Origin of the sequence: Dietzia sp. MNB45 (assembly GCF_051994785.1) — a bacterium.
GTDB classification, from domain to species: Bacteria; Actinomycetota; Actinomycetes; order Mycobacteriales; family Mycobacteriaceae; genus Dietzia; species Dietzia kunjamensis.
This window is the reverse complement of the sequence record NZ_CP163397.1, coordinates 2,532,653-2,555,675: the sequence shown is the minus strand read 5'-3', so window position 1 is coordinate 2,555,675 and position 23,023 is coordinate 2,532,653. Positions and strand designations below refer to the sequence as shown.

23 protein-coding genes are annotated in these 23,023 nt (G+C 70.7%); 15 read left to right on the top strand and 8 right to left on the bottom strand.

Annotated elements, in window-relative coordinates:
* Positions 1-49 precede the first annotated feature (49 nt).
* Genes purN through AB5G72_RS12225 form a run of 3 tightly spaced genes read left to right on the top strand, consistent with a single transcriptional unit; the run spans position 50 to position 2,864 of the window.
* Positions 50-631 (top strand): phosphoribosylglycinamide formyltransferase, encoded by a 582-nt coding sequence (gene purN, locus AB5G72_RS12235; protein ID WP_440221494.1) that lies wholly within the window; start codon positions 50-52, stop codon positions 629-631.
* A complete protein-coding gene (gene purH, locus AB5G72_RS12230; protein ID WP_440219976.1) occupies positions 628-2,208 on the top strand; it encodes a bifunctional phosphoribosylaminoimidazolecarboxamide formyltransferase/IMP cyclohydrolase in 1,581 nt (526 codons plus the stop codon). The genes purN and purH overlap by 4 nt, the downstream gene beginning before the upstream one ends.
* 26 nt (positions 2,209-2,234) lie before the next feature.
* Positions 2,235-2,864, top strand: coding sequence for a TetR/AcrR family transcriptional regulator (locus tag AB5G72_RS12225; protein WP_096907087.1), 630 nt, complete (start codon positions 2,235-2,237; stop codon positions 2,862-2,864).
* Between the two features lie 23 nt (positions 2,865-2,887).
* Here AB5G72_RS12225 and AB5G72_RS12220 read toward each other — a convergent pair whose 3' ends face one another.
* A complete protein-coding gene (locus AB5G72_RS12220) occupies positions 2,888-6,505 on the bottom strand; it encodes an indolepyruvate ferredoxin oxidoreductase family protein (RefSeq protein ID WP_440219975.1) in 3,618 nt (1,205 codons plus the stop codon).
* A 167-nt stretch (positions 6,506-6,672) separates the two neighbouring features.
* Here AB5G72_RS12220 and AB5G72_RS12215 point away from each other — a divergent pair, with 167 nt between their 5' ends.
* Positions 6,673-7,140, top strand: a complete 468-nt coding sequence (locus AB5G72_RS12215; protein WP_067717341.1) for an Lrp/AsnC family transcriptional regulator — start codon at positions 6,673-6,675, stop codon at positions 7,138-7,140.
* 3 nt (positions 7,141-7,143) lie between these two features.
* On the opposite strand, the gene AB5G72_RS12210 is transcribed toward AB5G72_RS12215, so the two are convergent.
* The gene (locus AB5G72_RS12210) at positions 7,144-8,622 is read right to left on the bottom strand and encodes an amidase (protein ID WP_440219974.1); all 1,479 of its coding nucleotides are present in this window, start codon (positions 8,620-8,622) and stop codon (positions 7,144-7,146) included.
* A gap of 142 nt (positions 8,623-8,764) precedes the next feature.
* Between AB5G72_RS12210 and AB5G72_RS12205 the strand changes: the two genes are divergently transcribed.
* The gene (locus AB5G72_RS12205; RefSeq protein ID WP_154828365.1) at positions 8,765-9,442 is read left to right on the top strand and encodes a hypothetical protein; all 678 of its coding nucleotides are present in this window, start codon (positions 8,765-8,767) and stop codon (positions 9,440-9,442) included.
* Positions 9,443-9,470: 28 nt separating this feature from the next.
* On the opposite strand, the gene AB5G72_RS12200 is transcribed toward AB5G72_RS12205, so the two are convergent.
* On the bottom strand, positions 9,471-9,761 hold the full coding sequence (locus AB5G72_RS12200; RefSeq protein WP_154828363.1) for a DUF1540 domain-containing protein: 291 nt from the start codon (positions 9,759-9,761) through the stop codon (positions 9,471-9,473).
* Positions 9,762-10,127: 366 nt separating this feature from the next.
* Between AB5G72_RS12200 and AB5G72_RS12195 the strand changes: the two genes are divergently transcribed.
* From AB5G72_RS12195 to AB5G72_RS12155, 9 genes are all read left to right on the top strand, one after another.
* A complete protein-coding gene (locus AB5G72_RS12195) occupies positions 10,128-11,702 on the top strand; it encodes a carboxyl transferase domain-containing protein (RefSeq protein ID WP_440219973.1) in 1,575 nt (524 codons plus the stop codon).
* Positions 11,703-11,710: 8 nt separating this feature from the next.
* Positions 11,711-13,798 carry an acetyl/propionyl/methylcrotonyl-CoA carboxylase subunit alpha gene (locus AB5G72_RS12190; protein WP_440219972.1) on the top strand — a complete coding sequence of 696 codons (2,088 nt, stop codon included), beginning with the start codon at positions 11,711-11,713 and terminating at the stop codon, positions 13,796-13,798.
* Positions 13,791-14,936, top strand: a complete 1,146-nt coding sequence (locus AB5G72_RS12185; RefSeq protein WP_440219971.1) for an acyl-CoA dehydrogenase family protein — start codon at positions 13,791-13,793, stop codon at positions 14,934-14,936. Before AB5G72_RS12190 ends, AB5G72_RS12185 begins: the two co-directional genes overlap by 8 nt.
* A gap of 17 nt (positions 14,937-14,953) precedes the next feature.
* The gene (locus AB5G72_RS12180) at positions 14,954-15,469 is read left to right on the top strand and encodes a MaoC family dehydratase (protein WP_154828353.1); all 516 of its coding nucleotides are present in this window, start codon (positions 14,954-14,956) and stop codon (positions 15,467-15,469) included.
* Complete coding sequence (locus tag AB5G72_RS12175) at positions 15,466-16,332, top strand: HpcH/HpaI aldolase/citrate lyase family protein (protein WP_440219970.1); 867 nt, start codon at positions 15,466-15,468, stop codon at positions 16,330-16,332. The genes AB5G72_RS12180 and AB5G72_RS12175 overlap by 4 nt, the downstream gene beginning before the upstream one ends.
* A gap of 67 nt (positions 16,333-16,399) precedes the next feature.
* Positions 16,400-18,049 carry an AMP-binding protein gene (locus AB5G72_RS12170; protein ID WP_132061588.1) on the top strand — a complete coding sequence of 550 codons (1,650 nt, stop codon included), beginning with the start codon at positions 16,400-16,402 and terminating at the stop codon, positions 18,047-18,049.
* Positions 18,050-18,076: 27 nt separating this feature from the next.
* Positions 18,077-18,853: a CoA transferase subunit A gene (locus AB5G72_RS12165; protein ID WP_120283963.1), complete on the top strand. Its 777-nt coding sequence runs from the start codon at positions 18,077-18,079 to the stop codon at positions 18,851-18,853.
* Entirely contained in the window at positions 18,853-19,506 is a 654-nt protein-coding gene (locus AB5G72_RS12160; protein WP_067713237.1) for a 3-oxoacid CoA-transferase subunit B, read from the top strand. Before AB5G72_RS12165 ends, AB5G72_RS12160 begins: the two co-directional genes overlap by 1 nt.
* A complete protein-coding gene (locus AB5G72_RS12155; protein WP_440219968.1) occupies positions 19,503-20,252 on the top strand; it encodes a lysostaphin resistance A-like protein in 750 nt (249 codons plus the stop codon). The genes AB5G72_RS12160 and AB5G72_RS12155 overlap by 4 nt, the downstream gene beginning before the upstream one ends.
* On the opposite strand, the gene AB5G72_RS12150 is transcribed toward AB5G72_RS12155, so the two are convergent.
* The 5 genes from AB5G72_RS12150 to rpmB all read right to left on the bottom strand — a co-directional run bounded on the left by AB5G72_RS12150 (position 20,241) and on the right by rpmB (position 22,341).
* A complete protein-coding gene (locus tag AB5G72_RS12150; protein WP_154828345.1) occupies positions 20,241-21,185 on the bottom strand; it encodes an AEC family transporter in 945 nt (314 codons plus the stop codon). The genes AB5G72_RS12155 and AB5G72_RS12150 overlap by 12 nt on opposite strands.
* A 176-nt stretch (positions 21,186-21,361) precedes the next feature.
* The gene (gene rpsR, locus AB5G72_RS12145) at positions 21,362-21,619 is read right to left on the bottom strand and encodes a 30S ribosomal protein S18 (protein ID WP_007632792.1); all 258 of its coding nucleotides are present in this window, start codon (positions 21,617-21,619) and stop codon (positions 21,362-21,364) included.
* Positions 21,620-21,629: 10 nt separating this feature from the next.
* The gene (gene rpsN, locus AB5G72_RS12140; protein ID WP_017836289.1) at positions 21,630-21,935 is read right to left on the bottom strand and encodes a 30S ribosomal protein S14; all 306 of its coding nucleotides are present in this window, start codon (positions 21,933-21,935) and stop codon (positions 21,630-21,632) included.
* A gap of 3 nt (positions 21,936-21,938) precedes the next feature.
* On the bottom strand, positions 21,939-22,103 hold the full coding sequence (gene rpmG / locus AB5G72_RS12135) for a 50S ribosomal protein L33 (protein WP_010542298.1): 165 nt from the start codon (positions 22,101-22,103) through the stop codon (positions 21,939-21,941).
* A 1-nt stretch (position 22,104) separates the two neighbouring features.
* Positions 22,105-22,341 carry a 50S ribosomal protein L28 gene (gene rpmB / locus AB5G72_RS12130; protein WP_010542299.1) on the bottom strand — a complete coding sequence of 79 codons (237 nt, stop codon included), beginning with the start codon at positions 22,339-22,341 and terminating at the stop codon, positions 22,105-22,107.
* A gap of 385 nt (positions 22,342-22,726) precedes the next feature.
* Between rpmB and AB5G72_RS12125 the strand changes: the two genes are divergently transcribed.
* The gene (locus tag AB5G72_RS12125) at positions 22,727-22,984 is read left to right on the top strand and encodes a type B 50S ribosomal protein L31 (protein ID WP_067713246.1); all 258 of its coding nucleotides are present in this window, start codon (positions 22,727-22,729) and stop codon (positions 22,982-22,984) included.
* Positions 22,985-23,023: the final 39 nt, after the last annotated feature.

Below are 23,023 nucleotides of genomic sequence, written 5' to 3'. Positions count from 1 at the left end.
CGCCGGCTCCCCTGATGCCGACCCTGCCGGTGCCCGCCGCGTCGTGGTGATGGCGTCCGGTTCCGGGACCCTCGCGCAGAGCGTGCTCGACGCCGCCGACGCCCCCGGCTGCCCGTACCGCATCGTCGCGCTGGTCTCCGACCGCGACTGCGAGGCCGTCGCCAGGGCCGGCCGCGCCGACCTCCCGACGGCCGTCGTCCGGCCCGGCGACCACGCCGACCGCGCCGACTGGGACCGCGCCCTCGCCGACGTGGTGAGCGGGTTCGATCCCGACTGGGTGGTCTCGGCGGGCTTCATGCGCATCCTCGGCGCCGTGTTCCTCGGACGGTTCGATGGTCGCGTGCTCAACACCCACCCGGCGTTGCTGCCGTCGTTCCCCGGCGCCCATGCGGTGCGCGACGCGCTCGCCTACGGGGTGACCGTCACCGGCAGCACCGTCCACCTGGTCGACGCCGGCGTCGACACCGGACCCGTGATCGCCCAGCGTGCCGTCGACGTCCACCCGGACGACACCGAGGCCACCCTCCATGAACGCATCAAGGTCGTCGAGCGCGAGATGCTCGTCGACGTCCTCGCGGCCGCCGCCCGTGGCCGACTCCACATCGAAGGTCGAAAGGTGCACCTAACGTGACCGATTCCCGCAGGCCCGTCCGCCGCGCACTCATCAGCGTCTACGACAAGACCGGGCTCACCGAGCTCGCCCGGGGGCTCGCCGACGCCGGGGTCGAGATCGTCTCCACCGGCTCGACCGCGCAGCGTATCGCCGACGCCGGGGTCGCCGTGACGCCCGTCGACGCGCTGACCGGGTTCCCGGAATGCCTCGAAGGCCGCGTCAAGACCCTGCACCCGCGGGTTCACGCCGGCATCCTCGCCGACACCCGCAAGCCCGAGCACCTCGAGCAGATCGCCGACCTCGGTGTGCAACCGTTCGAGCTCGTCGTCGTCAACCTCTATCCCTTCACCGACACCGTCGCCTCCGGCGCCGATTACGACGCCTGCGTCGAGCAGATCGACATCGGCGGACCGTCGATGGTCCGCGCGGCCGCGAAGAACCACCCGTCGGTGGCTGTGCTCGTCGACCCCGCCGGATACGGCGAGGCGCTCGAGGCCGTTGCGGCCGGTGGCTTCACCCTCGAGAAGCGCCGCAGCCTGGCCGCCGCCGCGTTCCGCCACACCGGCGCCTACGACGTCGCCGTGGCCACGTGGATGACCGCACAGACCGCGGACGGCGCGGGCGACGGGGCAGCGGGCGGCTCCGGCGAGTTCCCGGTCTGGCAGGGGCAGAGCCTCGACCTCGCCGCCACCCTGCGCTACGGCGAGAACCCGCACCAGAGCGCCGCTCTCTACACCGACGCGGCCGCCGCGCCCGGCCTCGCCCAGGCCACCCAGGTGCACGGCAAGGAGATGAGCTACAACAACTACGTCGACGGCGACGCCGCGTGGCGCTCCGCTTTCGACCACGCCGAGCCGTGCGTCGCGATCATCAAGCACGCCAACCCGTGCGGCATCGCGATCGACGCCGACATCGCGGCCGCCCACCGCGCCGCGCACGAGTGCGACCCGGTCAGTGCGTTCGGTGGCGTGATCGCCGCGAACCGCGAGGTCACGGTGGAGATGGCGGAGCAGGTCGCCGAGATCTTCACCGAGGTGATCATCGCCCCGTCCTACGCGGACGGTGCCGTGGAGATCCTGCAGCGCAAGAAGAACATCCGCATCCTCTCCGCGCAGGCGCCCGCCGAGGGCGAGTTCGAGCGCAAGCAGATCTCCGGCGGCGTGCTGGTCCAGCAACGTGACTCGCTCGACGCGGACGGCGACGTGGTCGCCGGCTGGACCAAGGCGTGCGGCGACGACGCCGACGAGCAGACCCTGCGCGACCTGCTGTTCGCGTGGCGCGCGTGCCGCGCGGTCAAGTCCAACGCCATCCTGCTCGCGCAGTCCGGGACCACCGTGGGCGTGGGCATGGGCCAGGTCAACCGCGTCGACTCCGCCCGGCTCGCCGTGCAGCGCGCGGGGGAGCGGGTCACCGGGTCGGTCGCCGCGTCGGACGCGTTCTTCCCCTTCGCGGACGGTCTCGAGGTGCTCGCCGAGGCCGGCGTGCGCGCCGTGGTCCAGCCCGGCGGGTCCGTGCGGGACGCCGAGGTGATCGAGGCCGCGGAGAAGGCGGGGATCACCATGTACTTCACCGGCGCCCGGCACTTCTTCCACTGAGACGGCGCTTCCGAGATGGCACTGAGATGACGGAGACCGGGGCCGGGGGCAGCGGCGTGGGCGAGCGGCAGGACGCCGCGGCCCCGCTGACCCCGCGCGCCCGGGCCAAGGCCCGGCGCCGCGACGAGATCCTCGTGGCCGCCGCCCGCCTCATGGCCCGGCGCGGATTCCACGCCGTGCGGCTGGACGACATCGGTGCCGAGGTCGGGATCTCCGGGCCGGGAATGTACCGGTACTTCACCTCCAAGGAGGACGTACTGGCCGAGATGCTGCTCGACATCTCCCGGCGCCTGCGAGACGGCGGGCGGGCGGCGGTCGAGCGGGCCGGCGAGCCGGCGGACGTGCTCGATGCCCTGCTCGGGGTGCACGTGGACTTCGTCGCCACGGAGCCCGATCTCATCAGCGTGCAGTTCCGTGACCTCGGTTCCCTGCCGGCCGCTCCCCGGCACGAGGTGCGCACCCTGCAGCGGGAGTACGCGCAGTTGTGGGTGGACGCCCTGGTGCGGGTGCGTCCCGAGCTCTCGTCGATCGAGGCGCGGGCCCACGTCCACGCGGTGTTCGGGCTCCTCAACTCGAGCCCCCGGCTGCCGGCCATGGCCGAGGCCGACCTTCGGCGCGTGCTCACGGCGATGGCCTCGGCGGCGCTGCGGTCCTGAGCGCCTGCCCGGGTGTGTGCCGATCAGGTGAGGGCGGACCGGAGGCGGGCCATCTCCTCCCGGTAGCGCTCGACGTTCGCGAGCTTGACGTGCTCGTAGCCGCGGACCATGTCCGGCAGCTCCGCGAGCGCCACCGCGGTCGCCCGCCAGGTGGCGTCCTTGCCCACCGGGCCCGCGCGCCGCAACTCCGAGGCCAAGTCGGCGACGAGATCCCGGTACCCGGCCAGCAGCTCACGCTCGACGCGGCGGACCTCCGCGTAGCCGAAGAGGTCCATCCGCGTGCCGCGCAGTCGCTTCATCCGGGCCAACCCTTTCATCGCCGGCATGGCCCGCGGGCCGATCGAGATCTTCTTCTTCATTCCCATCGCGCGCAGCACCGGGGGATGCAACTTCAGTCTGGCCACCGCCCCTTCGCCCCAGTCCTCGTCGAGCTGCGCCGCGAACTGTGGATCCACGGCCAGGCGGGCGACCTCGTACTCGTCCTTGTAGGCCATCACCTTGAACAGGTTGCGGGCCACGGCGAGGCTGAGCTGCTCGGAGGTCGGCCCAGCCGGGTCGCCGTCCTCGAGGGACCCGGCGGCGCGGACCTCCTCCACGCGCCGGACGTAGTCGGCCGCGTACGCCTCGTCCTGGTAGCCGATCAGTTCGTCGACCCGGAGCGCGACCACGTCGCGGAGCTCGTCGGAGGCGTCGGCGTCGAGGTGGGTCAGCAGTCGCTCCGCCGCGGGGGAGGGCACGTGCCGGCCCGCCGTGGCCGTTCCGGCCGGGCGGTGCAACCCGGCCGCCAACGCCGCCAGGGCGTTCGGCTCGGCGACCGCCTGCCGGCCGCGACGGAAGGCCTGCAGGTTCGCGTCGACGGCCACCCCGTTGAGCTCGATCGCCCGCTCGATCGACTGCGCCGAGATCGGCAGGGCCCCGCTCTGGTACGCCGCCCCGACCATGAGCATGTTGGCGGTCTGGGTGGACCCGAAGATCTGCTCGGTGAGCGCCCCCGGGTCGAGGTACAGCCCGCGCGAGGTGGTCGGGTCGATGATCGCCTGGATGTCCGAGGTGGTCGGGTAGTGCTCGGAGGTGTCGATCACCATCTTCCCGGTGGGTATCTGAGTGGTGGAGACCACCGCCGTGGTGCGATCGGGAGCGGCCACCTTCAGGTGGGTGCTGTCCGCGCCGACCAGGCCGTCACAGCACAGGTAGAGGTCGCAGTCGCCGGCCCCGATCTTCGGGGGCTGTTCGGTCGGCGTGCGGGTCACGCGGACGTCGGAGACCACCGCGCCGCCCTTCTGGGCGAGCCCGGTCATGTCCAGGGTGCGCGCCGAGTGGCCGTCGAGGACGGCCGCGGTGGCGAGGATCGCCGAGACGGTGACGATGCCGGTCCCGCCGATCCCGGTCAGCCGCAGGGAGAAACCGCGGTCGGGCGCGACCCCGGCGCGGGCCGGTTCCGGGATCGCGTCGGCCGCCAGGGCAGGCGCGGACGTCACCCGCCGGGACTTCTCACCGGGGGCGACGGTGACGAACGCGGGGCAGTCGCCCTCCAGGCACGAGAAGTCGAAGTTGCAGGTGGACTGGTCGATCTGCGTCTTCCGACCGAAATCGGTCTCCACCGGATGGACCGACAGGCAGTTGGACTTCCGGCCGCAGTCCCCGCATCCCTCGCAGATTCGCTCGTTGATCACCACCCGCTCGTCCGGCGTGGGATAGGTGCCACGCTTGCGGTGGCGGCGCTTCTCGGCCGCGCAGTACTGGTCGTGCACGAGAACCGTGACCCCCGGGACGGCCGCGAGTTCCCGCTGCACCTCGAGGGTGTCCACCCGGTCGCGGACCTCCACTCCCCTCGGCAGGCCCCGGGACCGGGTCGCCCTGACGTCGTCGGTGGTGACGACGATCCTCGCGACCTTCTCGGCCTGCAGGAGCCGGAGGATCTCGGGCAGGGTCATCTCGCCGACCGGGTCCTGACCGCCGGTCATCGCCACCGTCCCGTTGAAGAGGAGCTTGTAGGTGATGTTGTCGCCGGAGGCCACGGCGGCCCGGAGTGCCAGGGAGGCCGAGTGCATGAAGGTGCCGTCGCCGACGTTCTGCACCATGTGCCGCTCGGTGAGGAACGGCGCCATCCCGGTCCACTGGATCCCCTCGCCGCCCATCTGGGTGACTCCGGTGACGTGGCCGACCTGTTCCTCGTCCATCATGAGCACCATCGCGTGACAGCCGATGCCCCCGCCGACGAGCGTGCCGTCGGCGACCTTGGTCGAGCTGTTGTGGGGGCACCCCGAGCAGAAGTACGGGGTGCGGCTCGTGGCGAGCGGCAGCGCGATCCGGGAACGTCCGCGTCCCGGGCCGTCGAGCCAGGCCCGAGCCGATTCGATTCCGTGGACCGGGCCGAGACGCTGCGCCAGGCCGCGGGTGACGGAATCGACGTCGAGCTCGCCGAACCGGCTGAACAGGGTGGACCCGTCCTCGTGCGCCTTGCCGACCACGTTCGCCACCCCGGGCTTGCGGAACTGGATGTCCCGGATCATGGTCTCGATGAAGTCTCGCTTCTCCTCCACCACGATCACCTCGTCGAGACCGGACATGAACTCGTCGAGGATCGTGCGCTCCAGGGGGTAGATCATGCCCAGCTTGAGGATGCGGATCCCGCGGCGGCCAAGCTCGTCGTCGCCGATCCCGAGGCGGCGCAGCGACTCGCGGACGTCCAGGTAGGTCTTGCCGGCCGCGACAACGCCGATCCGGTCGTCCGGGGTCGACTGCACGATCCGGTTGAGACGGTTGAGGCGGGCGTACTCCAGCGCACGGGGGAGGCGGATGGTGAGCTGGTTCTGCTCGAGCTCCATGAGGCTGGCCCCCAGGAGCCGACCGGACGGCACGTGCGGGCTCGTCCCGAGGTCGCCGTACACGGGCAGGATCCGGTCGGGATCGACGAGGGCGGTCGCCGAGGCGTCCGCGACGTGCGCCGAGATCTTCATCGCGGACCAAAGACCGGAGACCCGGGACAGGATCGCCGCGTGGACGCCGAAGTCGAGGACGTCCTGCGGGTCCGCAGGGTAGAGCGTCGGCATGTACAGGTCCGCGAGCGCCAACTCGGACGCGCACGGCACGGTGGAGGACTTGGCGCCGGGATCGTCGCCGACCAGCACCACCGCGCCGCCGGTGGGATCGGTACCGATCAGGTTGGCGTGCCGCAACGCGTCGGTGGCACGGTCCAGGCCGGGCGCCTTGCCGTACCAGTACCCCACGACCCCCTGGAGGGCGGCGCCGCCGGTGTTGGCGGTGGAGCGCAGGGTGCCCGTGCGCCGGGCGAGCTGGGACCCCATCACCGCCGTGGCGCCCGCCTCCTCGTTGAGGGCGGGGCGGTGCACGACGTCGAACGGCTCGAGGAACTCGTGACGCCTGGCCAGTTCGAGGTCGTAGCCCGCGAGCGGCGATCCCTCGTAGCCGCTGACCAGGCTCGCGGTGAGCAGATTCTGCCTGCGGTCGAGCCGTGCCCGGTCGCGGACCGTCCGGACCAGTGCCTGGATCCCGGAGAGGAAGACCGTGCCGCTCTCGCGCGTGTAGCGATCGGAGAGGGAGAACGATCCGGCGTCCGATTGCCCGGTCCGCGGCAGGTCGTCATGCGCGCCGTCCGTGGGGTGGAGGAGAGAGGTCATGATCAACACCTGGCCTTCGCGATACGAACGATGTCCCCCCAGGCTAGGACGAACTGTGAGGCACGTCACGCGGCCAGTCGGCGAGAGAACATTCTGCACATTCGGGGCCCCGTGTGCGCGTCACAACTGGACCAGCTGCCCACCTCGTCGTCGTCTACCGTGGACACATGGACCCTTCACCCAACCTGGACGACACTGACCGGCGGCTCCTCGACATCGTCCTGTCCGACCCGCGCGTCGGGGTCCGCGAGTTCTCGCGGCGACTCGGGGTGGCCAGGGGCACCGCCCAGGCCCGGCTCGACAAGTTGGAGGCGCGCGGTGTGCTCGCCTCGTGGGCGCCGAGGCTCGACCCCGCCGCCCTCGGGTACCCGCTGGGCGCGCTCGTGCACATCCAGGTGGCGCAGGCCAGGCTCGACGAGACGTGTGCGGGGCTGGCACAGGTGCGTGAGGTGCTCGAGGTGGTGAGCATCGCCGGCGAGTTCGACGTCGTCTGCCGGGTCGTCGCGCGGGACCACGCCCACCTCGAGGAGGTGTTCAGCGCCATCATCTCCACGCCCGGCGTCCTGCGCACCCGCACCGAGGTGATCCTGCGTCAGCGGGTCGGGCCGCGCGTCACCCAGTTGCTGGGGGAGTGAGCCTCACTCCCAGATCCGGGCGAACGGATGGGCGGCCTCGTACTCCGAGGCCAGCTCCAGCAGGAGCCGGTCCTGCCCCCTGCGGGCGGAGAAGTGCACGCCGACGGGCATCCCGTCCGGCGCGTGTCCGGTGGGTAGCGAGACGGCCGGGGACCCCGCGATGTTCTGCAGCGGGGTGAAGGTGACCCAGTTGGAGACCCGCTCGAGGTGGGTCTCGAACGGCAGGTCCGCGTCCAGGTACCCGACTTCCGGGGTCTCGTGGGCGACCACCGGGTTGATGTACACGTCGATGTCGCCGAACCGGGCGTCGAACTGCCGCCGGGTCCTCGCCAACCGCAGTAGGTGCAGGGGAAGCGAGGCGATGTTCCGTCGGGCCATCCGAGCGAGCCCGACCGTGAAGGGGTCGAGCTCGGCGGGGTCGAAGGCGGGGTCGAAGAGCCTGCGCCCGGATGATGAGGTGCTCAGCGCGAGCAGCCCCCAGTAGGCGATGAAATCGTCCCGGAACCCCGTCGGGACGGGAGCCTCGGTCGGCACCACCTCGTGGCCTAGTTCGGCCAGCCGCGCGGCGGTCTCGCGGAGGACCGCCAGGGTCGCGGCATCGGTCGCACCGCCCGCCGGGCTCTGCTCCACGAGCCCGATGCGCAGGCGCCGTGCCGGGACGGGGGCGACGGGGCCCACCGGGGGGACGCCGACCGGGAGGTGGCTCGCCTCGAACGCGGTGAGGAACGTGGCGGTGTCCCGGACGGACCGGGAGACCACCGACTGCGACACGATGGGGATCGGCATGCCCCGGGAGAACTTCTCGTCGGTGTGCCTACCCCGGCTCGGCTTGAACCCGACCAGCCCGGTGACCGCCGCGGGGATCCGGATCGACCCCCCGCCGTCGTTGGCGTGCGCGATCGGCAACGCCCCCGCGGCCACGAGGGCCGCGGAACCACCCGAGGAACCGCCACTGGTGCGGCCGGTGTTCCACGGGTTGCGGGTCACCAGGCCACCCTGCCGTTCGGTTGCGGCGGTCCAGCCGAACGGGGGCATGGCGGTGATGCCCAACGGGATCAGGCCGGTGGCGCGGAACGCCCGCGCGTACTCGCCGTCGTGCAACGCGGGGGAGTCGGGGACGGCGGGCGAGCCGAGCCGCATCGGGGCGCCCTCGACCTGCACCGCGTCCTTGAAGGCCGACGGCACGCCGGCGAAAGGCGAGGACAGATGCGAGTCCGCGGTCCGGCGCGCGTGCTCGCGGGCCCTGTCGAAGTCGGTGAAGACCAGGGCGCCGAGCGCCGGGTCGACCTGCGCGCATCGTTCGATGGCGGCCTCGACGAGCTCGACCGGCGACACCTCGCCGCCGCGGACCCGCGCCGCGACGGCGGTGGCGTCGTCGTACCCGAGCGCGTCGTCACGGAAGGCGTGGACCCGCGCCGTGTCGGGATGGGGCCGGAAAGGGGCTGCGGCGTCGGTTGTGGCATCGGTTGTGGCGTCGGTCACCCCCCCCACTGTAGGGCGAGGGGGTGCGAAAATCGGTGGCCCTCTTGACAGGCTCCGCACCGTCGGGCACTTTAGGGGTACCTAAGTAAGGCGAGGGTCACCTAACGCATCGGCGGGCGGGGCCGATCTCTGGAGGCAATCGATGGCAGCGCACCCGGTCGTGTCGGATCCGATCGCCACCGGCGCGCGCCGCCTGCTCGACGGCGCCGGCATCGCAACTGTCGCCGTACGCGGAACCAAGAACCGTTCGGACGTCATGGTCTCCGCCGGCCATCGCTGGGTCGGGGAGGGGGCGATCATCGTCACCGGGACCCCGGCCCCCTGGTCCGCGCTGATGGTCGCCCCGGGAGAGTCGGTCGAGGTGGTCGTCATGATCGACGAGTTCGCCCCGATCGTCGAGGCCAAGGTCCACGTCGCGAGCCTGTACGGCTTCGGCGTGGCGCGTGCGGCCCGGCAGGGTGAGGGCTGGGTGGTCGAGATCGAGATCGAGCTCGGCGACCTCGACATCCGCCGACTGGGGCACGAGGGCACCGTCCACGCGGGCTGCCTGGACGCGGTCCCGTCTGACCCCCTGGCATGCGCGGCGCCCGGCCTCGCGGACGAGATCCGGGCGCGCTTCGGCTCTGACCTGGCCATGCTGGCCGGGTCCGCCGACCCGGCGCAGCCGCCGTATGTCCTGGGCGTCGATCCCGACGGCCTGCATCTGCTGACGGCGCTCGGTACCCACGCCGATGTCATCCACCTGCCGTTCCTGACCCGCGCGGAGTGCGTCAATGACGTCGTCCGTGAGATGGGTCAGTACGTGGCCCGCGCCAGCTAGACTCCCGCGATGGCGCGGACCGGGCCGATCAGGCCGGGCTGTAGGTGAGGCAGTCGGCGGTATCGGCGCCGGAGCCGATCTCGACGGAGTCCGCCGAGCAGAGCAGGTCCTTGTTGTGGGTGCACTCCACCCGTTGGCAGGCGCCCACATGTGCGCTGGCGGTGGGCAGTCCGCCGCGGACGTCCAGCGAGATGAAGGTGCCGCACTCGGCGTGATCCGGGGTTCCGGCGACGGTGATGGCGCCCGCGTTGCAGCTCTCCTCGCTGTTGAACGAGCACGCGGTGACGGTGCAGGCGCTGATTCCGGTGAGAGTGGCCATGGTGATCGCTCCTCGTAGGGCTGTCGCGTGGTGGTGTGCCCCAGAGTCAACACCGGATCCCCCCGGCTTGCAAGCAAGTTGAGCCTGTGCCAATTCAGGCCAGCCTAAGCTGCCTACCTGCACGGATGGCGGGAATGGCGGCGTCCCCGCGCGGGTTTCTCGGCCAGATCGGCTGCGCGACGCCCGGGACTTGCAATCCCCCGTCGGGTCGCCGGCCCGTGCGCCTCGTCGGGTCCGCTGAGCGTGGGAGCGCGGGTCCGGGTCCGGGTCCGGGTGGGTGATCCCGGATCCGCTCTGGACATTTGTGAGGCGCAGCACTATCGTCGATTTCAGTTAATCCGACTTAACTGAAAGGGAGCGGCACCGATGACTTCCGCGACCACCAATCGCCAGGCCCACGAGGAACTTCTCGCCGACCTCCGCGAGCGCCTCGAGCGGGCCGCGCTGGGCGGCGGTGAGAAGGCCCGTGCGCGCCACCTCGAGCGCGGCAAGCTGCTCGCCCGCCAGCGCGTGGACGTGCTGCTCGACCCGGGCAGCCCATTCCTCGAACTCTCGCCGCTCGCCGCGGAGGAGATGTACGGGGGCAAGGCCCCCGCCGCCGGCGTCGTCGCCGGGATCGGCCGGGTGTCGGGCCGCGAGTGCCTGATCATCGCCAACGACGCGACCGTCTCCGGCGGCACCTACTACCCGATGACGGTGAAGAAGCACCTGCGCGGTCAGGAGGTGGCGCTGGCCAACCACCTGCCGTGCATCTACCTCGTGGACTCCGGCGGCGCGATGCTGCTGCAGCAGGACGAGGTCTTCCCGGACCGCGACCACTTCGGCCGGATCTTCTACAACCAGGCGAACATGTCCGCCAAGGGCATCCCGCAGATCGCCGCGGTCATGGGCTCGTGCACCGCCGGTGGCGCGTACGTCCCCGCGATGAGCGACGAGGCCGTGATCGTCCGGAACCAGGGCACGATCTTCCTCGCCGGCCCGCCGCTGGTGAAGGCCGCGACGGGCGAGGAGGTCACGGCCGAGGAGCTCGGTGGCGGCGACCTGCACGCCAAGACCTCCGGTGTGGTGGACCACCTGGCCGACGACGACTATGACGCGCTGATGAAGGTCCGCCGGATCGTGGCGACCTGCCCGCCGGCGCCCGAGCCGGATTGGGAGGTGCTCGAGCCCCGCGAGCCCGTCCGCCCGCAGGCCGACCTGTACGACCTCGTCCCGGTCGACTCGCGCCAGCCCTACGACGTGCGTGACATCATCGGCACGATCGTCGACGGCGGCGAGTACACCGAGTTCAAGGAGAACTACGGCTCCTCGATGGTGACCGCGTTCGCCCATATCCACGGGCACCCGGTGGGCATCATCGGCAACAACGGCGTCATCTTCTCCGAGTCCGCGCTCAAGGGCGCGCACTTCATCGAACTGTGCGACCGCCGCAAGATCCCGCTGGTCTTCCTGCAGAACATCACCGGCTTCATGGTGGGCCGGCAGTACGAGGCGGGCGGCATCGCCAAGAACGGCGCCAAGATGGTCACCGCCGTCGCGTGCGCCCGGGTCCCCAAGTTCACCGTCGTCGTGGGCGGCTCGTTCGGCGCCGGCAACTACTCCATGTGTGGCCGTGCGTACTCCCCGCGGTTCCTGTGGATGTGGCCCAATGCCAAGATCGCCGTGATGGGCGGGCCCCAGGCGGCCGACACCCTCGCCTCGGTCCGTGCCGCGCAGGTCACCAAGTCGGGCGGGGAGTGGACCGACGAGCAGCAGGCCGAGTTCACCGCGCCGATCCGTGAGCAGTTCGAGGAGCAGTCCACCGCGTACTACTCCACGGCCCGCCTGTGGGACGACGGGATCATCGATCCCGCAGACACCCGCACTGTCCTCGGTCTGGCCCTGGCGGCCGCGGCCAACGCCCCCCTCGAGCCGGTCAACAACGGCGTCTTCAGGATGTGAGCAGCTCCATGTCAGAACAACTGTCACAGAAACTCCACACCGTCCTGGTGGCCAACCGCGGGGAGATCGCGTGCCGCGTGATCCGTTCGCTGCGGGCAGCGGGTATCCGCTCGGTCGCCGTCTACTCGGACGCGGACGCCGACGCGCTGCACGTGCGCATGGCCGACGCCGCCGTCCGTCTCGGCCCGGCCCAGGCCTCGCAGTCGTACCTCGACATCGACAAGGTGATCGATGCTTGCCGCCAGACCGGCGCGCAGGCCGTGCACCCGGGTTACGGTTTCCTGTCCGAGAACCCGCGGTTCGCGCGGGCACTCGACGAGGCCGGCCTGATCTTCGTCGGACCGCCGGCCTCGGCGATCGAGACCATGGGCGACAAGATCACCGCCAAGGCGGCGGTGTCCGCACGTGACGTCCCCACCGTGCCCGGGATCTCGCGTCCGGGACTGACCGACGACGAACTGATCGCCGGTGCCGCCGAGGTCGGCTACCCGGTCCTCGTCAAGCCCTCCGCCGGTGGTGGCGGTAAGGGCATGCGCCGCGTCACCGATCCCGCCGATCTGCCGGCGGCACTGGAGTCCTCGCGACGGGAGTCGGCAGGCGCCTTCGGCGACGACACCCTGTTCCTCGAGCGGTTCGTCGACACCCCGCGGCACATCGAGGTACAGGTCCTGGCCGACACCCACGGCAACGTCATCCACCTGGGTGAGCGGGAGTGCTCACTGCAGCGCCGTCACCAGAAGGTCATCGAGGAGGCGCCCAGCGCACTGCTCGACGAGGTCACCCGCCAGCGCATCGGTCAGGCGGCCTGCGACGCGGCCCGCTCGGTGGGCTATGTGGGCGCCGGAACGGTGGAGTTCATCGTCTCCGCGCACGCCCCGGACGAGTTCTTCTTCATGGAGATGAACACCCGCCTGCAGGTCGAGCACCCGGTCACCGAGATGGTCACCGGCGTCGACCTGGTCGACTGGCAGGTCCGCATCGCCGCGGGCCAGGAGCTCACCCTGCGCCAGGAGGACATCACCCTCACCGGCCACGCGATCGAGGCCCGCGTCTACGCCGAGGACCCGGCCAAGGGCTTCCTGCCCACCGGCGGCACCGTGGTCGGGCTAAAGGAGCCCTCCGGCGACGGCATCCGCGTGGACTCCGGCCTCCGTGTGGGCACGGTCGTCGGCAGCGACTACGACCCGATGCTCGGCAAGGTCATCGCGCACGGCGCCGACCGCGCCGAGGCACTGGCCCGGCTCGACGCCGCGCTCGCCGGCACCCACGTGCTGGGTCTGCGCACGAACGTCGACTTCTGCCGGTTCCTGCTCTCGCGGCCGGAGGTCGTCTCCGGCGAGCTGGACACGGGCCTGCTCGACCGGTCCGTCGACGACTACACCGCGACGCCCGCCCCCGAGGGCGGACTGATCGCCGTGGCCATGCACCGCACCGAGGAGCGCTGGGCCCGGGTGCCCGCGCAACGCCGGGGCCCGTGGGACGTTCCCAACGGGTGGCGGATCGGCGGGCGCGCCGAGGTGTGGACCCGCCTGGACGCCGGCGCCGGGTCCGACGCGGTCACCGTGGGACTGCGGGGGACCCCCGACGACGCCGAGGTGACCATCACCGACGCCACGATCGGATCCACCGAGGCGCCCGAGGTCTCCTCCCGACATCGTGCGCGGGTCGCCCGGGACGGCGCCTCCCTCCGGCTGACCGTCGACGGCACCCAGCAGCGCTGGACCGTCGTGCGCTCGGCGGACCCCAAGGCCGCCGACACCTTCTGGGTGGCCGGCGACGGCGGGACCTGGGACCTGCGGATGCTCCCGCTCATCGACTCCCGGATCCACGACGCCGGGATGTCGGACGGCCAGATCGTCAGCCCCATGCCCGGTTCGGTGATCGCGTGCTTCGTCGCCGACGGCGACGAGGTCACCGCCGGACAGAACATCCTGGCCGTCGAGGCCATGAAGATGGAACACGCACTGCCCGCGCCGATCGACGGTGTGGTCCGCGTGCACGTCACCACCGGCGAGCAGGTGCCCGCCGACCACCTGCTCGCGACCGTCGAGCCCCACCCCTCCACCGAGGAATCCGAAGGAGAAGGCAATGCCTGAGTTGGAAGAGCACTACGCCGACCTCAAGTCGACGGTCGCGGACTTCGCCGACAAGGTGGTCGCCCCGGCCTCGGCCGAGCACGATCGCAACCACACCTTCCCCTACGAGGTCGTCGCCCAGATGGGCGACATGGGCCTGTTCGGTCTGCCGTTCCCCGAGGAGTTCGGCGGGATGGGCGGCGACTACTTCGCGCTGTCGCTCGCCCTGGAGGAGCTCGGCCGCGTCGACCAGTCGACCGCCATGACCCTCGAGGCCGGCGTGGGCCTGGGCGCCATGCCCATCTACCACTTCGGCAACGACGAGCAGCGCGCCAAGTGGCTCCCGGACCTGGCCGCCGGCCGCACGCTCGCCGGCTTCGGCCTGACCGAGCCCGGTGCGGGCTCGGACGCCGGCGCCACCAAGACCACCGCGAAGCGTGACGGCGACGAGTGGGTGGTCAACGGCAACAAGCAGTTCATCACCAACTCCGGCACCGACATCACCTCGCTGGTCACCGTGACCGCGGTGACCGGTGTCCGTGAGAACGGCAAGAAGGCCATCTCGACGATCATCGTCCCCGCCGACACCCCCGGGTTCACGGCGGAGCCGGCGTACGACAAGGTCGGATGGAATTCCTCCGACACCCACCCGCTGACCTTCGCCGACGCCCGCGTGCCGGCGGAGAACCTCCTCGGCGAGGAGGGGCGCGGCTACGCGAACTTCCTGTCGATCCTCGACGAGGGACGCATCGCGATCGCCGCCGTGGCCACCGGTGCCGCGCAGGGGTGCGTCGACGAGTCCGTGAAGTACGCCCGTGAGCGCGAGTCCATGGGCCGAAAGATCGGCGAGTTCCAGGCCATCGCGTTCAAGATCGCCCGCATGGAGGCCCGCGCCCACATGGCGCGTTGCGCCTACTACGAGGCCGCGCGCCTCATGCTGGCCGGCAAGGAGTTCAAGAAGGAGGCCGCCATCGCCAAGATGATCGCCTCCGAGGCGGCCATGGACAACGCCCGCGACGCCACCCAGATCCACGGTGGCTACGGCTTCATGAACGAGTACCCGGTTGCGCGGCACTACCGCGACTCCAAGATCCTCGAGATCGGCGAGGGCACCACCGAGGTGCAGCTCATGCTCATCGCACGTGGTCTCGGATTATGAGTGATCAGGCTGTGACGATGTCCGAGCAGCGCAGAGAGGTCGTCCAGCGTGGCCTGTGGTTCGAGGAGTACGAGGTGGGGACCGCCTACCTCCACCGCCCCGGGCGCACGATGACCGAGACGGACAACGTCCTGTTCACCACGCTGACGATGAACACGCAGGCCCTGCACCTGGACGCGGCGTGGTCGGCCGAGCAGCCGGGCTTCGGCGGCGAGCGACTCATGAACTCGATGCACACGCTGTCGACGCTCGTGGGACTGTCGGTCGCCCAGCTCACCCAGGGCACGATCGTGGCGAACCTCGGCTTCTCCGAGGTCAGCTTCCCCAAGCCGGTCCTGCACGGTGACACGCTGTACGCGGAGACCGTGTGCACCGACAAGCGCGAGTCGAAGTCGCGGCCGGGCGAGGGCATCGTGACCCTCGAGCACATCGGCCGCAACCAGCACGGCGACATCGTGGCCAAGGCGGTCCGCAAGACGCTCGTCCGCAAGCGGCCGACGGAGTCGGGCCCGGGCGGGGAGGCCACGGCATGACCCCCGCACCCGCCTGGATCCCGCCCGGCCCGGCACTGCTGTTCTGCCCGGCCGACCGGCCGGAGCGCTACGGCAAGGCCGCCGACCGCGCGGACGTCGTGATCGTCGACCTCGAGGACGCCGTCGCACCGGCGGACCGCCCCGCGGCCCGTGACGCGCTGCGGGCCTCGACACTCGATCCGGACAGGACGATCGTGCGGGTCAACCCGACCGGCACCGATGACCACGTGGCCGACCTCGAGGCCCTGGCCGACACGGAGTACCGCTGCGTGATGCTGGCCAAGACCGAGTCCGCCGCGCAGGTCACGGATCTGCACTCGTCGACCGGCGCCGCGGTGCTGGCGTTGGTCGAGACCCCGCTCGGGGTCGTCCGCGCGGAGGAGATCGCCGCCGCGCCCGGGTGCGCCGGGATGATGTGGGGCGCCGAGGACCTCCTGGCCGCGATGGGCGGATCGACCAGCCGGTTCTCCTCCGCCGAGGCCGGTGGCCCCCGCGAGGCGGGGGAGTACCGCGACGTGCCCCGTCACGCCCGTGCGCGGGTCGCGCTCGCCGCGGCCGCGTTCGGTCGGTGGGCGGTCGACTCCGTGCACCTGGACATCGTCGACTCCTCCGGTCAGCGCGCCGAGGCGCTCGACGCCGTCGCGCTGGGGTTCGTGGCCACCGCGTGTATCCACCCGTCCCAGGTGGCGGTGGTCCGCGAGGCCTACGCCCCCGACGACGACGAGGTGGCCTGGGCCCGGAAGGTCCTCGCCGCCGCGGAACACAACCAGGGCGTGTTCCGGCTGGACGGTCGCATGGTCGACGGTCCCGTCTTCCGTCAGGCCGAGGCGACGATGCGTCGCGCCGCGGCCGCCGCCACCTGATACCGCAATCCCCGTGTCGCGCCCCCCTGTCGCGGGCCGTCCGGCCCCACCCCCAAGGAGTACCGAGATGACCACCACCGATCTCGATTCCACACCCCTCGACCCCGCCGGGTCCCACACGCGCGGGGAGACCGACGTCCCCCTGCTCACCCAGACGATCCCCGAGAACCTCGCGGCGACCGTCGAGAGGTTCGGCGACCGCGACGCGCTCGTCGACGTGCAGGCCGACCGGCGGTGGACCTACGCCGAGTTCCTCGCCGACGTCCGCCGCCTCGCCTCCGGACTGCACCGCCTCGGCATCCGTGCGGGCGACCGGGTGGGGATCTGGTCGCCCAACCGGTGGGAGTGGGTGATGGTCCAGTACGCCACCGCCGAGATCGGCGCGGTGCTGGTCAACATCAACCCGTCCTACCGGGTCCACGAGCTGGAGTACGTGCTCAAGCAGGCGGGGATCAAGGCCGTCGTCGCCGCCCCCCAGTTCAAGGATTCCGACTACACCGGGATGCTCGCGCAGGTCCAGCCGAACTGCCCCGACCTCGAACTGGTCGTGCTCTTCGGCGACGAGGAGTGGGAGTCGCTGGTCTCGGGCCCCACCCACGCCGAGGAACTGGCGTCGATCCGCGCCGCACTGCAGCCGGGCGACCCGATCAACATCCAGTACACCTCCGGCACCACGGGCTTCCCCAAGGGCGCCACGCTCTCGCACTCGAACATCCTCAACAACGGGTACTTCGTCGGCGAGCTCGTCAACTACACGGAGGTCGACCGGGTGTGCATCCCGGTGCCCTTCTACCACTGCTTCGGCATGGTGATGGGCAACCTCGCGTGCACCAGCCACGGATCGGCAATGGTCATCCCGGCGCCCGCGTTCGACCCCGCGGCCTCGCTGCGCGCGGTGGAGCAGGAGAAGTGCACGAGTCTCTACGGCGTGCCCACGATGTTCATCGCCGAGCTCGCGCTGGAGGATTTCGACTCCTACGACCTGTCCACGCTGCGCACCGGGATCATGGCCGGCTCGCCGTGCCCCGAATCCACCATGCGTCAGGTGATCGACAGGATGAACATGGAGGAGGTCTCCATCTGCTACGGCATGACGGAGACCTCGCCGGTGTCCACCCAGACCCGTCGGGACGATTCGCTGGACCGGCGCGTGTCCACGGTCGGCCGGGTCGGGCCGCACCTCGAGATTAAGATCGTCGACCCGTCGACCGGTGCCACCCTGCCGCGCGGCGAGGCCGGCGAGTTCTGCACGAAGGGCTACAGCGTCATGCTGGGCTACTGGGACCAGCCGGACAAGACCGCCGAGGCGATCGACCCCGAGGGCTGGATGCACACCGGCGACATCGGGGAGATGGACGACGCCGGTTACGTCCGCATCACCGGCCGCATCAAGGACATGGTCATCCGCGGTGGCGAGAACATCTACCCGCGGGAGGTCGAGGAGTTCCTCTACACCCACCCGGACATCCTCGACGCCCAGGTGATCGGCGTGCCCGACCCCAAGTACGGCGAGGAGCTCATGGCCTGGGTCCGGCTCAAGCCGGGACGCGACGATCTCACGGCCGAGGAGGTCCGCGAGTTCGCCACCGGCAAGCTCGCCCGCCACAAGATCCCGAAGTACGTCCACGTGGTCGACGAGTTCCCCATGACCGTCACCGGCAAGGTCCGCAAGGTCGACATGCGCAAGAGCGCGATCGAGATCCTCGGCATCGCCTGACCGCCCCCACACCCAAGGAGTGCGTGTATGTCCAGCAAGATCATGACCGCGGCGGAGGCCGTCGCGGACATCCCCGACGGGGCGTCCATCGCCGCCGGCGGGTTCGGCCTGAGCGGGATCCCGCAGATCGTCATCGAGGCCCTCGCCGCCCGCGACGTCGGGGACTTCGAGGTGTTCTCCAACAACGCCGGCGTCGACGGCAAGGGCCTCGGCATCCTGCTGGAGAGCGGCAAGCTCCGGCGCATCGTCTCCTCCTACGTCGGGGAGAACAAGGAGTTCGCCCGCCAGTACCTGTCCGGTGAGCTCGAGGTGGAGCTCACCCCGCAGGGCACGCTCGCCGAGCGGATGCGTGCGGGCGGGTCCGGCATCGGGGCGTTCTTCACCCGCACCGGCGTCGGCACGTTCGTCGCCGACGGCGGCATGCCGTGGAAGTACGACTCGGCCGGCGGGATCGCGGTGGCCTCCCCGCCCAAGGAGACCCGCGAGATCCGCGGCGAGACCTACGTGCTCGAGCAGGCCATCGAGGCCGACTACTCGCTGGTGCGCGCCGCCGTGGCCGACCGCAACGGCAATCTCCGGTTCAACCTCACGGCCCGCAACTTCTCACCGCTCGCGGCGATGGCCGGTCGGGTGTGCATCGTCGAGGCCGAGAAGATCGTCGAGGTCGGAGAGCTCGCCCCCGACGACATCCACCTCCCGGGCATCTTCGTCCACCGCCTGGTGGAACTGACCCCGGAGCAGGTCGCCCAAACCAAGTGGATCGAGAAGATCACCACCAACCCGCCCTCGGAAGGACAGCGCTGATGAGCAGGATCGGACGCGACCGCAAGGCCATGGCCGCCCGCGCGGCCCTGGAACTGGAGGACGGCCAGTACGTCAACCTCGGGATCGGCCTGCCGACCCTGGTGCCGAACTACGTCCCCGAGGGCGTCAACGTGACTCTGCAGTCCGAGAACGGGCTGCTGGGCATCGGGCCGTACCCGCACCCCGACGACGTCGACCCGGACCTCATCAACGCCGGCAAGGAGACCGTCACGACCCTGCCGGGGTCGGCGATCTTCGACTCGGCGATGAGCTTCGGCATGATCCGCTCGGGCAAGATCGACGTGGCGATCCTCGGCGCGATGGAGGTTAACCCGGCCGGTGACATCGCCAACTGGATGGTCCCCGGCGCGATGGTCAAGGGCATGGGCGGGGCCATGGACCTCGTGGTGGGCGCCCGCCGGATCGTCGTGGTCATGGACCAGGTCGCCAAGGACGGTTCCTCCAAGATCGTCTCCGAGATCTCCCTGCCGCTGACCGGCCTGGGCTGCGTCGACCGGATCATCACCGAGCTGGGCGTGTTCGACCGGGACGCCGACGGGCTGACCCTCATCGAGATCGTCGACGGGGTGACCCTCGAGCAGATCGAGGCGGCCACCGACGCGCCGTTCCGGGTGGCCGAGCACCTCAGGTGACCCCGCCGCCGCCGGCGCCGCCCGGCCTTTGGACCACACCGGTCCGGGGCCGGGCGGCGCTGTCGGCGTTGGCGTGGGTCCTCGCGTACGGGGCCTCCCTCGTCGTCGTCGTCCTCCTCGGCCTGGTCACGGCACGGACCCTCGGGGCCGGCCGCCCCGACACCGCGCTCCTCGCCCTGGTCGTCCTCGCCGGCACCGCCGTGGCCGCGCTGCTCGCGGTGCGGATCCACCTCCTGCGCCGGCGCGGTCTCGGGTGGGCGGACGTCGGCCTCCGGCCACCGGACCGCTCACCCTGGCACCTGGCGTGGCAGATCCCCGCGGTGATGGCGGCCGGCGTCACCGCCTCGATGATCGTGCTCATCCCCCTGGGGGCGGGCGCCGAGTCGACGGGGGATGAGGCCGATGCGGCGATCGCGGACCTGGCGGCCGGCGGGCCGGTGTTCGCCGCCCTCGGGCTGCTGACCGTCGCCGTGCTCATCCCGGTGGCGGAAGAGGTCGTGTTCCGCGGCATCGTGCTACCGGCCCTGCGGGCGCGGCTGCGGGCCGTCGCGGGAATCACGCTCGCGGGAGCGGTGTTCGCCGCCGTGCACCTGCTGCCCCCGGCGTTGCCGTACCTGCTGGTGGTGGGGATCTCACTGTGCGCGATGGCCGAGTGGTACCGGTCAATCGTGCCCGGCATCGTGCTCCACGGCGTCAACAACGCGATCGTGTTCACCGGCGTGATCGCCGCCGGGTCAGGCCAGTAGCGCCGAGACCAGCAAGAGGACCGGCAGCGCGCCGAGGGTCGTGAGGACGGCGGAGTCCCGGGCCAGCAGTGTCCCGTGTCCGTACCGGGTCGCGACCACGAGGACGTTCTGCGCGGTGGGCAACGCGGCGGCGACCACCACCGTGAGAAGCTCGTGACCCTGCATGCCCATCAGCCCGGCGCCGATGGCGTACGCGAGCACGGGGTGGGCGACGAGCTTGAGTGCGCTCGCGAGGAAGATCTCCCGGCGGGGCGAGGCGCCGGCCTCGAGCACCTTGACTCCGTAGAGCGACATGCCGAACACCAGCAGGGCGCCGGGGACGGAGATCTGGCCGACCAGGTGCACGGGCTCGAGGAGATTCTCGGGCGGTGTCCAGGGCAGGGCCGCGACGACGACGCCCGCGAGCGCAGCGAGGACGATCGGGGTGCGGACCGACTGCAACAACGCGCCGAGAGCGCCCCCGTCCCCGCCGCCGTCCGACCCCTCGGCCCGCGCGGCCCGCTCCAGCACGGCGATGGCGACCGGTTGGAGGACCACCACCTGGAAGAGCAGCAGCGGCATGACGAACCCGAGGTCCCCGAGGACGTACAGCGCGATGGGGATGCCGAGGTTGGCGGAGTTGACGTAGCCGGCGGACAGGGCACCCACCACGAGGTCCGCCGCCGGGCGCTTGAGCCACAGCCGGGCGATCGCCACGTACAGGACCGCGACGATGATCGCCGACACCGCGGACACCACGAACACGCCGGTGAAGACCTGGTCGAGGGTGGTGCGGGCGAGGGAGTCGAACAGCAGTGCCGGGGTGGCGACGTAGAAGACGAGCCGGTTGAGCACCAGGTGCGCGTCCGTGCCGAGGACCAGGGTGCGGGCGAGTATCCAGCCCAGTGCGACCAGCGCGACGATGACGGCGAAGCCGTTGAGAACGCCGGCCACGGGTGGACTCCTGGTGTCGGGGAGGGGAGGGGGAGAGGTAGACGCGGTAACGCCGATCGGGGTCGCGCACTCCTGCGTGAGGAGGCACGACCCCGATCGGGTTGCTGTTGCCTGAGTCGGCGGCTAGAGGCCGCAGGCGGGACGGGCGGTCCGGTTCACCCGCGCCGAGTGGTGACTCAGCGGCTGGTGAACGGCAGCAGGGCCATCTCGCGGGCGTTCTTGACCGCGACGGCGACCTGACGCTGCTGCTGCGGCGTGAGGCCGGTGACCCGACGCGAACGGATCTTGCCGCGATCGGAGATGAACGTACGGAGGGTGTTGACGTCCTTGTAGTCGACCGTCTCGATACCCGCCACCTTCAACGGGTTCTTCTTGGGTCGACGGCCCTCCTGGGCGCGGATCTTCTTGGACGGGGTGCTACGGGCTTTAGCCATGGTTACCTACTCACCAACTCGACTTCGTGACACCGGGCAGCTCGCCACGGTGGGCCATCTCGCGCATGCGGACGCGGGAGAGGCCGAACTTGCGGAGGTAGCCGCGGGGGCGACCGTCGGCGACGTCGCGGTTACGCACCCGCACGGGCGAGGCGTCACGCGGCATCTTGTTGAGAGCGGTCTGGGCATCCATACGTGCCTCGTCCGTGCTCTCGGGGTTCTTGATGATTGCCTTGAGCTCGGCGCGACGCTCGGCGAACCGGGCGACCTTGGCCTTGCGCTGCTCGTTGCGCGCGATCTTGGACTTCTTGGCCACGAGTCAGCGCTCCTCTCGGAATTCGACGTGCTTACGGACGACCGGGTCGAACTTCTTGAGGACGATGCGGTCCGGATTGTTGCGACGGTTCTTGCGGGTCACGTACGTGAACCCGGTACCGGCCGTGGACTTCAGCTTGATGATGGGGCGGATGTCGTTACGGGCCATCTCAGATCTTCTCCCCACGGGCGCGGATGCGGGCCACGACGGCCTCGATGCCATCGCGGTCGATGGTCTTGATGCCCTTGGTCGAGACCGTCAGCGTGACGCGACGACCCTCGGAGGGCACGAAGTAGCTACGGCGCTGGATGTTCGGGTTCCAGCGACGGTTGGTCCTGCGGTGTGAGTGCGAGACGGACTTGCCGAAACCCGGCTTCCGTCCCGTTACCTGGCAATGCGCCGACATGGCGTGGTTCTCCTTCCGCCCCGTCCTGCGGTGGCGCGCGGCGGAGGGGACACCCTCGGTCGGCCTGGGCCGTACGAGGGGCTTACCGCCACGTCGCGAGCACCGTGAGAGGCGATAGCAAACGTGCAGACAACAGCGATGGTCTAGTTTACGGCCCGACCGCGTGAAACGGTAATCGGCACGTCAGTGGGCATAAAGGCGGCCGGACCGGCTCCGGCGGCCGGAGGTCCGCGCCGCACGAATTGGGTGCCCGGCCATCCTACGGGTACGATCTACCGATGCGTGTGCTGACACCGGGATCCCCGGTTCGGCCACTGGCAGTTGCGCGCTCTTGCAGGAGCGAGCGCCAGACCCACAGACTTCTACCGAGCTAGAGGGATCCAGTATGAAGAACGACATTCACCCCGACTACCACCCGGTGGTCTTCCAGGACTCGGGCACGGGCACCAAGTTCCTCACCCGTTCCACCGCGACCAGCAGCCGCACGGTCGAGTGGGAGGACGGTCAGACGTACCCGCTCATCGTCGTGGACGTGACCAGCGAGTCGCACCCGTTCTGGACCGGCGCGCAGCGCGTCATGGACACCGCCGGCCGCGTCGAGAAGTTCCAGCGTCGCTACGGCAACCGCACCCGCCGCAAGTGAGCAGCGGGGCGTCCGCGCCCCGACCACCCTCCTAGACCC

Excerpts from the sequence above, each read along its gene's own strand:
- AB5G72_RS12175 (WP_440219970.1), top strand. The coding sequence starts at position 15,466 with ATGACCCCCGCACCCGCCTGGATCCCGCCCGGCCCGGCACTGCTGTTC.
- AB5G72_RS12215 (WP_067717341.1), top strand. The coding sequence starts at position 6,673 with ATGGACCCTTCACCCAACCTGGACGACACTGACCGGCGGCTCCTCGAC.
- AB5G72_RS12180 (WP_154828353.1), top strand. The coding sequence starts at position 14,954 with ATGTCCGAGCAGCGCAGAGAGGTCGTCCAGCGTGGCCTGTGGTTCGAG.
- AB5G72_RS12200 (WP_154828363.1), bottom strand. The coding sequence starts at position 9,761 with ATGGCCACTCTCACCGGAATCAGCGCCTGCACCGTCACCGCGTGCTCG.
- AB5G72_RS12185 (WP_440219971.1), top strand. The coding sequence starts at position 13,791 with ATGCCTGAGTTGGAAGAGCACTACGCCGACCTCAAGTCGACGGTCGCG.
- AB5G72_RS12160 (WP_067713237.1), top strand. The coding sequence starts at position 18,853 with ATGAGCAGGATCGGACGCGACCGCAAGGCCATGGCCGCCCGCGCGGCC.
- purN (WP_440221494.1), top strand. The coding sequence starts at position 50 with ATGGCGTCCGGTTCCGGGACCCTCGCGCAGAGCGTGCTCGACGCCGCC.
- rpsR (WP_007632792.1), bottom strand. The coding sequence starts at position 21,619 with ATGGCTAAAGCCCGTAGCACCCCGTCCAAGAAGATCCGCGCCCAGGAG.
- AB5G72_RS12195 (WP_440219973.1), top strand. The coding sequence starts at position 10,128 with ATGACTTCCGCGACCACCAATCGCCAGGCCCACGAGGAACTTCTCGCC.
- AB5G72_RS12205 (WP_154828365.1), top strand. The coding sequence starts at position 8,765 with ATGGCAGCGCACCCGGTCGTGTCGGATCCGATCGCCACCGGCGCGCGC.
- rpmG (WP_010542298.1), bottom strand. The coding sequence starts at position 22,103 with ATGGCCCGTAACGACATCCGCCCCATCATCAAGCTGAAGTCCACGGCC.
- AB5G72_RS12225 (WP_096907087.1), top strand. The coding sequence starts at position 2,235 with ATGACGGAGACCGGGGCCGGGGGCAGCGGCGTGGGCGAGCGGCAGGAC.
- AB5G72_RS12190 (WP_440219972.1), top strand. The coding sequence starts at position 11,711 with ATGTCAGAACAACTGTCACAGAAACTCCACACCGTCCTGGTGGCCAAC.
- AB5G72_RS12125 (WP_067713246.1), top strand. The coding sequence starts at position 22,727 with ATGAAGAACGACATTCACCCCGACTACCACCCGGTGGTCTTCCAGGAC.
- AB5G72_RS12170 (WP_132061588.1), top strand. The coding sequence starts at position 16,400 with ATGACCACCACCGATCTCGATTCCACACCCCTCGACCCCGCCGGGTCC.
- AB5G72_RS12165 (WP_120283963.1), top strand. The coding sequence starts at position 18,077 with ATGTCCAGCAAGATCATGACCGCGGCGGAGGCCGTCGCGGACATCCCC.
- AB5G72_RS12220 (WP_440219975.1), bottom strand. The coding sequence starts at position 6,505 with ATGACCTCTCTCCTCCACCCCACGGACGGCGCGCATGACGACCTGCCG.
- rpmB (WP_010542299.1), bottom strand. The coding sequence starts at position 22,341 with ATGTCGGCGCATTGCCAGGTAACGGGACGGAAGCCGGGTTTCGGCAAG.